Genomic DNA, 13878 nt, shown 5'->3' on the forward strand with positions numbered 1-13878 from the left:
TTTTCAACTTAATTTTCCAATTCCATCACATCTCGATACTTGTATTTTTCTAAAATCTCATGATCTTCTTTGAAGGTCCATTCGGGAATCGACAGCTCTGGGTGCGCCGTCAAATAGTCATGGAGCACATCCCTCCCTAGAATATAGTTACTCCAACGTGGCATATCTTTTTGATAATTACCGACTACAAAATCGGTGAAGGTCGTTTCATAATCATTCACTCGACTCGCAATATGTTCCATGGTCGCTTCATCAACGTCTACATACCACGGTGGCGTTACCCCTTTGACAATGCGGTCGGCAAACGCATCCGCTTTCCCTTCGATAATCACTGACTCGAGAATCGAACTCAGGTTATATTCGTTTTGATCAGGAAGGATCAGGTGATGGTATTCATGAGCCGTCGAATGGGCTAACACACCTTCGTCAAAATCTGTATCGAGAAACAAGATGAATGCGTCTTTGTATGCTGCTGCGCCTACACCTTTCAACGGTTCACTATCGTAGAAGAATTCAGGATTATACGGTGCAATAAACACTGTGCTCTTCTTTTTGGATAGGATTTGATTTGAATCTGCATATGTCGATGCAATAATCTCTTTAATCTCGTCATGCTGCTCGATTAATTTATCTAACTGCTTCATCAATTGTTGCTTATGAGGAGTCGGCTTTAGATTAAAATCAGTTTTTAATATAGATGTATCGATTTTTTCTTCCTCTCCGACTTCCCCTATGTAATCCAATACATATTTTTTGAAGTTTTGTTTATTTTCCTCCGCATCAGTTGTTTCAAGGGATGCGTTCAAATATTGTTGGTATTGGGTATAGAGTGGGACGATTGTCAATTCATTCTCTTCATTAATTTTTATCGTTTCGATTGAAACGTCAGGCTCTGATTTTTTAGATTCTAACTCTTTTTCATCCTCACTACACGCTGCTAACAGAAGTGCTGAACTACAACATAGAATACCGAATACCTTTTTCAGTTGAATAACCTCCATTTCATTGATCATTGCCCTCACTCATTAATGTTAAATTATACCATAAACAATTCTTATGACCTTTTGCATACAATCTAACATTATTACGCTTCATAACAATAAAACGGCTTGAGCCTTTTCTACTGAAAGGCTCAAGCCGTTTATGGTTATTCTTTCCCTGCGATTTGACGACGCACTTCTTTTTCGAGCTCCGGCTCGGGCGGCATCCATCCTTCAGGTTTCATGACTTTATTGTCCGACTCGCGTAAGATCGGCTTCCCGTCCGGTCCAAGTTTCGCCATATTGGCGCGCTGGACGATTTCAAACAACGGAACGGGGTCGAGCCCGAGTTCAACGAAACTGCCCATCACAAAGTATAACGCATCCGTCAATGCATCCCCTTGTCCGACGAGGCGTTCCACATCATCCGACGGAGGTGCGTCTTGCAACGATTTTTGGACCGCTTTCTGGAATCCTACTTGGAATTGCTCGATGGCTTGTAAAAACTCTTCTTCCGATTGCGATGATTGATGCAAAAACTCGACGACCGCTTCCTCTGCCGTCCACACCGATCGTTTTGTCGCACGATCAAGCGTCAACGGTTGCGGCGATTTCGCTCCTGGATGTCCGAATGTCTCGTGGAATTGTTTCACTTCTTCAAAAAAGTAACGCTTGCTCATCTGTCATTCCCCCATGATCAGTCCACAGATACGAAGGCATCTAAATCGAATACTTCCGGGTGGACGATTGCAAAGATTTCATTGTCTTGTAAAAACATACCGGTCGAATCATACACACGAGGCGTCACCATCTGACCGTTGATGGTCCCTTCTTCTGGGTTGACCGTATAGAGAACGAGCTCCTCAGAATCGAGCACGTAGATGCGTCCTTGCCTCTCGACTAGCCCAACTCCTTCGAACCGTTCGAATTTTTGCTGGATGGAAGCACTCATCCCGTCAGCAGATAACGCTTGTCGTGAATCAAGCATCCATTCGGTCTCGGGCTCTTGTTTCTCTTCTTCCGCTTCTTGTTCGTTCGACTCATTGTCAGGCGCGTCTTCAGTTGCAGCCGTTTCGCTCGAGGCATCGTCATTCGTCGAGACGTTTTCTGTCGTTGAATCTTCCGATGATTCTTCTGCTTCTTGAGTATTCGTGTCAGCGTCAGTCGACATTTCTGATGATTTGTCATCGGCCGGAGTCTCCGGTTCGATCTCCCGTTCTTCGACATAAAGGAGCTCAAGGTCCGGGGTATCCGCCAATCGGTTCATCATGAACAGCCGTTTCGTTTCCCGGTCATACCCAAGACCAAAGATTCGGTCTTCCGACACGAGTCCTTTGATTTGTTTACGTGGCCGCTCGACCCAGCGTCCTTCTTCTCGCTCGATTGTAATGAGCGTACCGTTCGCTGTCACCGCATACACAAGATTTTCTTCGACCATGCGCATCCCGATAAAGTCATCGAGGCGCTGTTTGCCTGAATTCTCAAGTTGGAGCACAGAGTTGACGCGCGTCCCGTTTCCGCTCACTTCAAAAAAATCAGCTTGTTCGGTTAAGACCAAATACGCCCCGATCGTGTCACTGTAATACACTTCATCGATTTGACTGATTTGTTCGAGGGCATCGGTCGTATCGATATCTTCATCATCCTGCGCAGCTTCCACGGGTGGAAGTGAGGCCGTTTGATGACTCGTTTGAATATCAATTTTTTCAAATGTCGAGGCGACCTGTCGTTGAATGTCTTCATCTGAAAAGACAAAAACATAACAAAGGATCACACCGACCACGACAGCACATAATGTCGTGTATAGCACATAAGAACGTTTCATGGACATGTCGTCCCCTTCTACTTCAGTATCGCCCTTTAGTGTATCAAAACCGTCCATAAAAGAAAATGACCTCACCAAAAAGAAAAGAATGTGCGACAATGTCACACATTCTTTTTGTTACCCAACTACAATATTAACGAGTTTTCCAGGAACGACAATGACTTTACGAACCGTCTTGCCTTCTGTGAACTCTTGGACACGCTCGTTCCCGAGTGCTTCCGCTTCAAGTGCTTCTTTTGATGCGTCACGCGAGACGTGCATTTTCGCACGAAGTTTCCCGTTCACCTGGATGACGACTTCAATCGTGTCGCTCACAAGTTTTGACTCATCGTATGTCGGCCAAGCCGCATACGTCAACTCTTCTGTCATGCCCATCTTCTCCCACAACTCTTCAGACAAGTGCGGCGCGACCGGTGAAAGCATCTTGATGAAGTCGACCATTTGCGATTTCGGCAACGTCTCTTGTTTGTTCGCTTCATTGACGAAGACCATCAATTGCGAAATCGCCGTGTTGAAGCGAAGGGCTTCATAGTCCTCCGTGACTTTTTTCACCGTCTGATGATACGTGCGTTCAAAGTCTGCAGTCGGTGCCACGTCTGCGAAGTTCGTCTGATCGAACAAACGCCAGACGCGGTCGAGGAAGCGACGTGCCCCGTCAAGACCATTCGTTGACCATGCGATTGCTGCATCAAGTGGTCCCATGAACATTTCGTAAAGGCGGAGTGTATCGGCTCCGTGCGACTTCACGATATCATCCGGGTTGACGACGTTCCCACGAGATTTCGACATCTTCTCGTTGTTCTCCCCGAGGATCATCCCTTGGTTGTAGAGTTTTTGGAACGGTTCGTTCGTCGGGACGACGCCGATATCGTAAAGAACTTTATGCCAGAAACGTGCGTAGAGCAAGTGAAGAACGGCATGTTCCGTACCTCCGATATACAAGTCGACCGGAAGCCAACGCTTGAGTTTTTCAGGGTCTGCAATCATCTCTTCGTTATCTGGATCGATATAACGGATGTAGTACCAGCAGCTACCTGCCCATTGTGGCATCGTGTTCGTTTCGCGACGACCTTTTTCCCCAGTGACCGGGTCCGTGTACGTCAACCATTCTTCCGCGTTCGCAAGTGGCGATTCGCCTGTACCTGATGGTTTGATTTCATCGATGATCGGAAGTTCGAGCGGAAGCTCTTCGACCGGTACCGTCTTCATCGTACCGTCTTCCATATGGACGACCGGGATCGGCTCACCCCAGTAGCGTTGACGGCTGAACAACCAATCACGAAGGCGGTAAGTCGTCTTCGCACGACCTGTGCCACTCGCTTCAAGCTCTTCAATGATCGTCTTGATGGCATCGGCTTTATTAAGTCCGTTCAAGCTACCTGAGTTGACGTGCTCTCCGTCTTCGACGTGAGCCGCTTCCTCCACGTTTCCGCCTTTAACGACTTCACGGATTGGAAGGTCGAACGTTTTCGCGAACTCATAATCGCGCTCATCGTGTGCAGGAACGGCCATGACCGCACCTGTTCCGTATGTCGAGAGGACGTAGTCCGCTGTCCAAATCGGAAGTTTCTCACCGTTCACCGGGTTGATCGCATAAGCGCCCGTGAAGACACCTGTCTTCTCTTTGGCAAGGTCTGTACGCTCGAGGTCCGTCTTCTTCGAGACTTCTTCAATGTATGCTTCGACTGCCGTCGATTGTTCCGGTGTCGTGACCACTTTCGTGAACGGATGCTCTGGTGCGAGTGTCACGTATGTCGCCCCGTGAAGTGTATCTGGACGTGTTGTGAATACCGTGACGATCTTATCATGACCGTCGACCTTAAAGTCGACCTCGGCACCGACCGATTTGCCGATCCAGTTGCGTTGCATCTCTTTCACGCTCTCAGGCCAATCGAGACCTTCCAAGTCTTCAAGCAAACGCTCTGCGTATTCGGTGATACGAAGCACCCACTGCTTCATCGGGACACGGTAAACAGGGTGGTTCCCACGCTCTGACAAGCCATCGATGACTTCCTCGTTCGCAAGGACCGTACCGAGAGCCGGGCACCAGTTGACCGCAACTTCATCGACGTATGCGAGACCACGTTCGAAGAGTTGCGTGAAGATCCACTGTGTCCATTTATAGTATTTCGGGTCCGTCGTGCTAATTTCACGGTCCCAATCGTATGAGAATCCGAGTTCTTTCAACTGACGGCGGAACGTCTCGATGTTGCGCGCTGTGAATTCACGCGGGTCGTTCCCTGTGTCGAGTGCATATTGCTCGGCAGGAAGACCGAATGCATCCCAGCCAATCGGATGAAGAACGTTATATCCTTGCATCCGTTTCATACGAGCGATGATATCCGTCGCCGTATAACCTTCCGGGTGACCGACGTGAAGACCTGCACCGGATGGGTACGGGAACATATCAAGGACATAGAAACAATCCTTTTCCGGGTCTTCTGTCGTTTTAAATGCTTCTTTCTCTTCCCAACGCTTTTGCCACTTCGGCTCGATTTCTTGATGTTTAAAATAGCTCAACATTCTTCCTCCTCTGCATAATAAAAAGCCTTCCGTCCCCGAAAATGGGACGAAAGGCTTGAAAGCTCTCCGCGGTACCACCCATGTTGCATTGCTGCCACTTGAGACGCCGGTAACGAGGCGTAACCCCGGTTTTCCCTACTCGTTTCAGGAAAACAGCTCCAAGGCGAGTTCACAACATCCGCTTATCGATTCACACCATCCATCGACTCTCTTTGAAACGGAACGTTCGCTACTAGTCCTCTTCAACGCTTGCTATTCATCGTAGTCTATTTTAGCCCATTCTGAAATTCAACGTCAACTTGATTTTTCTGTGACACGAATGTCTTTCATGATGACAAATAGCGTTAAGGCCAACGTAGCAAGTAGTAGAAGCATGCCGAAGACTGCTGTAATGCCGAACATGTCATAGACAAAACCAGACAACGTCGGTCCAATCATTCGACCGACGGATGCTGCGATATTGACGAGCCCTTGGTATTGCCCAGCTTTCCCAGGTGGGGCAAGCTTCGCCGCAATCGTCGGAACAGCCGGCCAGACAAACATCTCCCCGATGGTCATGACAACCATCGCGACCATGAACATCCCGAATCCACCAGCGAATGGGACAATCAAGAATGCGCCGAGGAAGATGGATGCCCCGAGGATCAATTGACGTTTTAAGTCGTCCTCAAACTGTCGTAAGACGCGGTTGAGCAACGGTTGTGCGAAGACAATCATCGCCCCGTTCACTGTCCAAAGGAGTGAGTATTGACTGATTGTGACGCCGAGATCTTTCGAGTGAACCGCAATTGTCCCCTGCCATTGAACATACACGAACCAAAGCACCGCATAACCGACGGCGACATACCACATCGATTTCATCGTCGCACTCGATAGTGTCGTGGCTGCCGCTTCTAGTTGCGACTGAACGACAGGACGTGCCGGATTTTTCAAATAACGCAGTCCAAACAAGAGCACCACGACAAATAAGACCGATAAGAAGAAGTTCGCATAAAAAATCCACTCGATGTTAAATCGAGCGATTTGACCACTCATTGCCGTACCGAGGGCGACCCCCACGTTTTGCGCGACGTAAATCGCATTGAACGAACGGCGTCCCCCTTCTGGCCAAATGAGACCCGCAAACGCATATACGGTCGGAAAGACGAGTCCACCTGAAAGACCAATCAATCCGAGCCATACGAGATAGCCGAAGAACGTGGCATGAAACAGTAAAAATCCAAGCGAGCTCGCGAGCAAGAGACCGACAGAAATCATCAACGTCGTCTTCCCACCGATTCGATCGAATAGCGTCCCTCCGATGTAGTTCCCGACAATCGCGAGTGCCGAGTTCACAAGAAGCGCCACCCCAGCAAGCGTCATCGACTCACCTAAAAAATCATGAATATACAGTGTGTTAAATGGCCATAAAAAAGACGCCGCCGTTGTATTGAGCGCCATCGCAATGACTAAAATCCATACCGAAATTGGCATTTTATTGTTCACACCAAGTCCTCCTTTCATTCTTCTTTCACATTAAAAAAATCGGCACAAAAAGGCCGAATCGACAAGATTTCCTTATCAAACCTAAACGAACGCCAACGAAGTGTCAAGAAAAATTACTTATTATGAAGTTTTGTTATTTTCCGTTTGTGATAGGATGAGCAAGGAAGGAGAGATGAACATGAATCCATTCGGTCAAAATCGCTACCATACACTAAATGAGGCGTATCGCCGAGAGTACGGGGGCAAGGTGTTTAAAGTGCCACTCGATGGTGGCTTCACGTGCCCGAACCGTGACGGACGTGTCTCAAAAGGCGGATGCACCTTCTGTTCGGACGATGGAAGTGGTGATTTCGCGGGAAATGCTTGCGATCCGATTCCCGTTCAATTTGCAGAAGTGAAGGCTCGTCTCCACCGGAAGTGGAAAAATGCCAATTATATTGCTTATTTCCAAGCGTTTAGTAATACGTATGCACCAGTCGAGCGGTTACGTGAATTGTATGAACCGGCACTAAATGAGGATGGGGTCGTCGGTCTCTCGATTGCGACACGTCCTGACTGCTTGCCGGACGACGTCGTCGCCTATTTAGCAGAGTTGAATGAACGGACTTCCCTTTGGGTAGAGCTTGGTCTTCAGACCGTACACGACACCACCGCTAAAAAGATCAATCGCGGGCACGACTATCAATCGTTTTTGACCGGTCTTGCGAAACTTCGCCGTCACAACATTCGTGTCTGCGTTCATATCATCAATGGTCTCCCAGGTGAGACACCAGAGATGATGCTCGACACGGCACGAGAAGTTGCTAAAATAGACATACAAGGAATCAAGATCCATTTACTTCACGTCTTGAAACACACACCGCTCGCCCGTCAATATGAGAAAGGACTGCTCGACTTGATGGAGGAAGACACATACGTCTCCCTCGTCTGTGATCAACTTGAACGGATTCCCCCCGAGGTGATCGTTCATCGTTTGACAGGAGACGGTCCTCCCGACCTCTTGATCGGTCCGCTATGGAGCCGTCACAAGATGCAGGTGCTAAACAAGATTCGTGCGGAATTGGAGCGCCGGGATTCTTTTCAAGGAAAAAAGAAGGATGAGATGTATGGGATTAATGAGAGTACTACCTTTTGCAAAACAATTACTACATGACCATCTCGAGGAAGGTCAGGTCGCCATCGATATGACGGCCGGGAACGGACACGATACGTTGTTCTTAGCGAATGCTGTAGGCGAGACAGGACATGTCTATGCTTTTGATATCCAATCAGAAGCTGTAGCAGCCACAAAGGCGCGGGTTGAAGAAGCGGATGTCAGTGAACGTGTGACCGTGATTCATGATAGTCACGATACGGTCCAAGCGGTCGTTGAAAAGGAAGCGCGTCCGATCACCGCGGCCGTCTTCAACTTAGGGTATTTACCGGGAAGTGATAAATCGATCACGACACACGGAAATACGACGATTGCCGCATTATCCCAACTATTAGACGTCATGGCTGTCGGTGGCGTCATCGTCATCGTGATTTACCACGGACATGAAAGTGGGAAAGTCGAACGAGACGAGGTGCTTCATTATGTAGAGTCCCTCGATCAAAAACAGGCAGGCGTCCTGCGTTATGGATTTATCAACCAAGTCAATCATCCCCCATTCATCGTGGCGATTGAAAAACGTGCATAAGAAAAAGGCGGCTCATTAGAGTCGCCTTCTGTCATTCTTGAATCAACTCATAAAACGTCATGAGGGTTTCCGCGAATTTCGTGTTCAATCGTTCGTAACCAAAGTGTGGGAATCCTTCCAATCGCCGGATATACACTTGGTCCCCACCGATTTTTCGACAAACATTCAACGTCAACTTCACGTCCGCAAACTGGTCGTCTGGTGCATAGAAACAGGCGAGCGGAAGGCGTGGCAGATGCTTCTTCTCTTCCTGATGCTCGACGATTTCTTCTTCAATCTCCCGATATTGCGCATATGTGATTTCTCCGAATCGGGACGACTCGTCTCCACCGCCAGTAAACGTCATCATCCCAAGTGGCAAGTCAGGACGAAAACGGTCGACAGCACTTGCGACGACTTGTTTCAACCCACCGATTTGACGAGTGGCATGCCAATCAAACAATGGGGAGATATATGTGAGACTCCCGAGTGGCACATCGTACTCCTGTAAAAGGCGATTCGTTAAGAGTGCGCCAAGACTGAATGCCACGACATGAATCGGTAATTTATATTCTCCTGCCTCGCGCAATGCTCGCTTGATCAGTTGCTTATGGTCACCCGCTGTCAATCCAATCGATTGTTCGCGGACGACGATGACTTCATACTCGTCTTCGAGCCGTCGAATAAAGTTCTCGCTGATCCGTGACGTGAATTGTAACGGATACACGATGACGATGACTCCTTTTCGTACTTCTTCATTTGCCATACAGCCGTCACCTCGTTTATAGACTACATTCATTGTATCAAAAAAACATCAGCCGCAACTGATGTTTAAATAAAATCCGTCTGGAGGCTTAGCTCGGGTCATATCGTAAATGGATGAGTTCCATCGGGCGATCATACACCTCTTCCTGGATGCGATTCACTTCTTTGAAAGATTGATGCAAGAGGAAGGCGATTGCTTGCTCATTCGAATTCTCAACGTACACTTCCATCGGCTGTTCTTTTTTCGATTGAAGGTGGGCCAAAAAGGCTGCGCCGTAGCCGTTTCGATGATAATCGGGGTGCAGATAGAGGCGGAGCATCTCCCACATGTCACCGCGATCGATGGCATGACAAAATCCGATGACATCTTCTTCATATTCGCCAACGATAAAATACTGTTCTCGTGCTTCTTCACTTGAACTGATTGCTCGTACAATCTCTTCTTGCCGATACGCGCGTTCCATCGCTCTCGTTCGATTGGAATCATCCTGTGAAATGGTCGCCAGCGCGATGTTCCGAATCAGCGTCGCATCTTCTGGCACTGCTTCCCTCATGTTCATGACAGCTTCCCCCTTTTGGCCAATCTATTTGTATCATTCCCTATCCCGGTGTTTTTATCCTGCTCCTTCATTTCTTTTTCATGACGATTCATTAGAAAACGTTACGTAGACATTGCTCTAGGGTATAACACAACCAATGCCAATCAAACGAAGGAGTGGAACCACATGGAACCTAGACAAGAACATGACCCGAAAGTAGAACAGACAGCAAACCCGAACCGCCAATTCGATCAATTGGACGGGGGAAGTCCAAAAATCAGTGTCGTGACCGGGATGTTGCTCGGTGCACTCGTCGGTGGCCTACTCGCCTTACTTAGCTCCTCGAACCGGGAGCAGACAAAGCAATCCCTCTCGAATGCGAAATCGTCGGTCGGGGGCATCGTCAACGAAGTGAAACAAGATCCTGCCGGAAAGGCGTCTCAAGTCATTGAACAAGTGAAGTCGGCCTCGACAAAGATTCAAGAAGTCTCTACAGATGTCCAAAACGTATACGAAAAAGTCGTCGGGGAAGTCGATACCGTGAAAGAGGACGTCACTAAAATCGTCGAGACGGCTCAAGAGGCCAAGTCGGACTTACAGGACATCGGGGAGAAAGTCGTCGAAGCGAAGGATACGGCGCTTGGACAAGATCCGACAACCGATTCTTCATCCGATTCGAACAAACAGGTACCGCCGACAGCATAAAAAAACGACCTTTCCTCGGAAAGGTCGTTTTTGATGATTACGCGAAACGTTTCGCGCCTTCTTCAAGAATGGCTGCTTTATCTGTTTGCTCCCATGGGAGTTCGATGTCTGTACGACCGAAGTGACCGTAAGCTGCCGTTTGTTTGTAGATTGGGCGACGAAGGTCAAGCATCTTGATGATGCCTGCTGGACGGAGATCGAAGTTCTCGCGAACGAGTTCAACGAGTTCCGTTTCGCTCAATTTACCTGTGCCAAACGTATCGACAGCGATTGATACTGGGTGTGCAACACCGATTGCGTACGCAAGTTGAACTTCTGCTTTATCAGCAAGTCCTGCTGCAACGATGTTTTTCGCTACATAGCGGGCTGCGTATGCCGCTGAACGGTCAACTTTTGTAGGATCTTTACCAGAGAATGCACCGCCACCGTGACGAGCGTATCCACCGTACGTATCGACGATGATCTTACGTCCAGTCAAACCTGCGTCCCCTTGTGGTCCACCGATTACGAAGCGACCAGTCGGGTTGATGAAGTATTTTGTTTCAGCATCGATGAGTTCAGCCGGAATGACTGCCTCGATGACATGTTTTTTCAAGTCTTCTTGAATTTGCTCAAGCGTGATTTCTTCAGCGTGTTGTGTCGAAATAACAATCGTATCGATGCGAACAGGGTTGTTGTCCTCATCATACTCGACCGTTACTTGCGTCTTCCCGTCCGGACGAAGGTACTCGAGCGTACCGTTCTTACGCACTTCAGCAAGACGACGTGACAACTTGTGTGCCAACGAGATTGGAAGCGGCATGAGTTCAGGTGTCTCGTTTGTCGCATATCCGAACATAAGACCTTGGTCTCCTGCACCGATTGCATCGAGTTCCTCTTCAGTCATCTGACCTTCACGTGCTTCAAGCGCCTGGTCAACACCTTGCGCGATGTCTACCGATTGCTCATCGATTGACGTCAAGACCGCACACGTTTCAGCATCAAAGCCATATTTCGCACGCGTGTATCCGATTTCGCGGATTGTTTCACGGACAACTTTCGGGATATCCACGTAAGTTGACGTTGTGATTTCACCAGCTACGAGTACAAGACCTGTTGTGACAGACGTTTCTGCCGCAACACGGGCATTCGGGTCTTCCGCTAAAATGGCATCCAAGATGGAGTCAGAGATCTGATCACAAATTTTGTCTGGATGTCCTTCAGTAACCGACTCTGAAGTAAAAAGTCGACGGTTCAATTTTGACATTCAAAAAACCTCCTATAATAAGGGTATTATGTGGACGGTACTCGTTCCCCTTACGCGTTGCTTTGGGACGGTAATGAAAAAAACCTCCCCCGATGACATACATGGGGAAAGGTTGAATCGTTCTTCCTTACCCTCTTATCGTTCGAAGCTAATGGCTTCGCTTCAGGATAGCACCTTTTCCGCACAAGACTTCATGTCGGACGGTTGCTGGGCTTCGTAGGGCCTTGTTCCCTCCACCGCTCAGAATAAGAGTATCCGTTACGAAAACCATCATATAAATGACACTCGATTATGTCAAGGGAATCGGACGAATTCGTAAAAGTTTTCACAGACTTGCAAAACATTTCTGTTTGTGAATCGTCAAACATTTTTTTATTTCGTTTCTGTTTTTTAACACCTTGTGATAAGAGAATGTGATAAAATGACTTTGTAAGAAAGCGCTTACTTAGAGAGAAGAAACGCTTGTGTTTAATTAGTGTGTCACATATAATTAAAAATGTCATACTGATTAATCGTAATCGCGGAAGTATGCGGATTTCATCCACATCTATTTAGGGGAAAGGTGGGATTCAGGATGGCGACAACGCTCCTGAAAATCGAAGAATTAATTAATGGTGCCGACATGTTACGGAACTTGACGGTTCCAGAGCTGGTGGAAGAAGCCATTCAAAATGGTGAAGGTGTACTGACAAAAGACGGGGCATTATCTGTCAGTACCGGTGCTTTTACTGGACGGTCACCGAAAGACAAATTCGTCGTACAAGATGAAGTCAGCAACAACCTCGTCGATTGGGGTAAAGTGAACCAACCGATCGCAGAAGAGAAGTTTTCAGCACTTCTTGACAAAGTTCTCAACCATTTAGAAAAGAAGGATAAGCTGTATTATCTAGAAGCATCCGCTGGTGCAGATGAACACTATACGTTGCCTGTCCGTGCCATTACGGAGTATGCGTGGCACAGTCTGTTCGCCAAACAATTGTTCTTACGCGAATGGCCGACGAAAGGTGCGTTCGACCCGTTCACGGTCATTTATGCACCGAGCTATAAAGCAGACCCTGCGGTCGATGGTACGAACTCTGAGACGTTCATTCTCGTTTCATTCGCCAAGCGCACGATTCTGATCGGGGGAACAGAATACGGTGGCGAAATTAAAAAATCTATCTTCTCCGTCATGAACTTCTTGCTACCTGAGCAGAACGTGTTATCGATGCACTGTTCAGCAAACGTCAACGATGCGAACGAAACGGCACTCTTCTTCGGATTGTCGGGCACTGGGAAGACAACGCTCTCGGCTGACCCTGAGCGTCACTTGATTGGAGACGACGAACACGGATGGTCACCGGACGGGGTCTTCAACATCGAAGGAGGTTGTTACGCGAAGACGATCAACCTGTCTCGTGAGAACGAACCTCAAATCTATGATGCGATTCGCTTCGGTTCATTGATTGAAAACGTCGTGTTGAATGAAGATCGTACACCGGACTATAAGAACATTTCCCTGACGGAAAACACACGTGCGGCATATCCAATCGAGTTCATCGACAATGCGATGCTCCCATCTCGCGCAGGTCATCCGAATACGATTGTCTTCTTGACGGCAGATGCATATGGCGTCTTGCCTCCAATCAGCAAACTGACGAAAGAACAGGCGATGTACCACTTCTTGTCGGGTTATACGTCAAAACTTGCCGGCACGGAGCGCGGTGTCACAGAACCACAGGCGACATTCTCGACTTGCTTCGGTTCACCGTTCCTTCCGCTCGCTCCAGAGCGTTACGCGGATATGCTCGGTAAATTGATTGAGGAACACGACGTGGATGTCTACCTCGTCAACACAGGTTGGACTGGCGGTGCATACGGTGAAGGTTCACGTATGAAACTCGCTTACACGCGTGCGATGGTCAACGCCGCAGTCAACGGTCAACTTCGTGACGTCGAGACGAAGAAACATGACATTTTCAACGTCGAGATTCCAGTAGCCATCGAAGGCGTACCGAGTAACGTGCTCAATCCACGTGACACGTGGAGCGACCCAGCTCGCTACGATGTCGAGGCGAAGGCACTCGCGATGAAGTTTAAAGAGAACTTCACACGGTTCACGAAAGCGAGTGAATCGGTCATCGCAGCCGGTCCACTGGTCATCTAATACGAA

Annotated in this window: 12 protein-coding genes, 1 riboswitch and 1 other annotated feature; of the genes, 4 read left to right on the top strand and 8 right to left on the bottom strand. The window is 48.2% G+C overall.

Annotated elements, in window-relative coordinates; all coding sequences use genetic code 11:
- Positions 1-8: 8 nt before the first annotated feature.
- The 5 genes from F3H97_RS07135 to F3H97_RS07155 form a co-directional block, all read right to left on the bottom strand.
- Positions 9-1013 (bottom strand): DUF2268 domain-containing putative Zn-dependent protease, encoded by a 1005-nt coding sequence (locus F3H97_RS07135; protein WP_230872824.1) that lies wholly within the window; start codon positions 1011-1013, stop codon positions 9-11.
- Positions 1014-1147: 134 nt separating this feature from the next.
- Positions 1148-1660, bottom strand: a complete 513-nt coding sequence (locus F3H97_RS07140) for a pyrophosphohydrolase domain-containing protein (protein ID WP_147536597.1) — start codon at positions 1658-1660, stop codon at positions 1148-1150.
- Positions 1661-1677: 17 nt separating this feature from the next.
- Positions 1678-2805 (bottom strand): hypothetical protein, encoded by a 1128-nt coding sequence (locus F3H97_RS07145; RefSeq protein WP_230872825.1) that lies wholly within the window; start codon positions 2803-2805, stop codon positions 1678-1680.
- Between the two features lie 117 nt (positions 2806-2922).
- Positions 2923-5328 carry a leucine--tRNA ligase gene (gene leuS / locus F3H97_RS07150; protein WP_159562565.1) on the bottom strand — a complete coding sequence of 802 codons (2406 nt, stop codon included), beginning with the start codon at positions 5326-5328 and terminating at the stop codon, positions 2923-2925.
- Between the two features lie 39 nt (positions 5329-5367).
- Positions 5368-5583 (bottom strand) — a binding site (T-box leader).
- A 39-nt stretch (positions 5584-5622) separates the two neighbouring features.
- A complete protein-coding gene (locus F3H97_RS07155; protein WP_370568546.1) occupies positions 5623-6813 on the bottom strand; it encodes an MDR family MFS transporter in 1191 nt (396 codons plus the stop codon).
- A 178-nt stretch (positions 6814-6991) separates the two neighbouring features.
- Here F3H97_RS07155 and mnmL point away from each other — a divergent pair, with 178 nt between their 5' ends.
- Together mnmL and mnmM are read left to right on the top strand one after the other, a co-directional pair.
- The gene (gene mnmL / locus F3H97_RS07160; protein WP_196430938.1) at positions 6992-7966 is read left to right on the top strand and encodes a tRNA modification radical SAM protein MnmL/YtqA; all 975 of its coding nucleotides are present in this window, start codon (positions 6992-6994) and stop codon (positions 7964-7966) included.
- On the top strand, positions 7920-8492 hold the full coding sequence (gene mnmM / locus F3H97_RS07165) for a tRNA 5-(aminomethyl)-2-thiouridylate-methyltransferase MnmM (protein ID WP_074036434.1): 573 nt from the start codon (positions 7920-7922) through the stop codon (positions 8490-8492). The genes mnmL and mnmM overlap by 47 nt, the downstream gene beginning before the upstream one ends.
- Before the next feature lie 31 nt (positions 8493-8523).
- On the opposite strand, the gene F3H97_RS07170 is transcribed toward mnmM, so the two are convergent.
- Together F3H97_RS07170 and F3H97_RS07175 are read right to left on the bottom strand one after the other, a co-directional pair.
- Positions 8524-9237 carry an alpha/beta fold hydrolase gene (locus F3H97_RS07170; protein WP_074036433.1) on the bottom strand — a complete coding sequence of 238 codons (714 nt, stop codon included), beginning with the start codon at positions 9235-9237 and terminating at the stop codon, positions 8524-8526.
- Positions 9238-9325: 88 nt separating this feature from the next.
- Positions 9326-9796 carry a GNAT family N-acetyltransferase gene (locus tag F3H97_RS07175; RefSeq protein WP_159562569.1) on the bottom strand — a complete coding sequence of 157 codons (471 nt, stop codon included), beginning with the start codon at positions 9794-9796 and terminating at the stop codon, positions 9326-9328.
- A gap of 165 nt (positions 9797-9961) precedes the next feature.
- Here F3H97_RS07175 and F3H97_RS07180 point away from each other — a divergent pair, with 165 nt between their 5' ends.
- The gene (locus F3H97_RS07180; protein WP_196430939.1) at positions 9962-10480 is read left to right on the top strand and encodes a hypothetical protein; all 519 of its coding nucleotides are present in this window, start codon (positions 9962-9964) and stop codon (positions 10478-10480) included.
- A gap of 37 nt (positions 10481-10517) precedes the next feature.
- Here F3H97_RS07180 and metK read toward each other — a convergent pair whose 3' ends face one another.
- Positions 10518-11726, bottom strand: a complete 1209-nt coding sequence (metK, locus tag F3H97_RS07185) for a methionine adenosyltransferase (protein WP_012726792.1) — start codon at positions 11724-11726, stop codon at positions 10518-10520.
- Positions 11727-11858: 132 nt separating this feature from the next.
- Positions 11859-11978: riboswitch (SAM riboswitch) on the bottom strand.
- 322 nt (positions 11979-12300) lie between these two features.
- On the opposite strand from metK, the gene pckA reads away from it, so the two are divergent.
- Positions 12301-13872 (top strand): phosphoenolpyruvate carboxykinase (ATP), encoded by a 1572-nt coding sequence (pckA, locus tag F3H97_RS07190; RefSeq protein ID WP_196430940.1) that lies wholly within the window; start codon positions 12301-12303, stop codon positions 13870-13872.
- Positions 13873-13878: the final 6 nt, after the last annotated feature.

Origin of the sequence: Exiguobacterium sp. SRB7LM (assembly GCF_015712685.1) — a bacterium.
Lineage (GTDB): Bacteria > Bacillota > Bacilli > Exiguobacteriales > Exiguobacteriaceae > Exiguobacterium > Exiguobacterium profundum.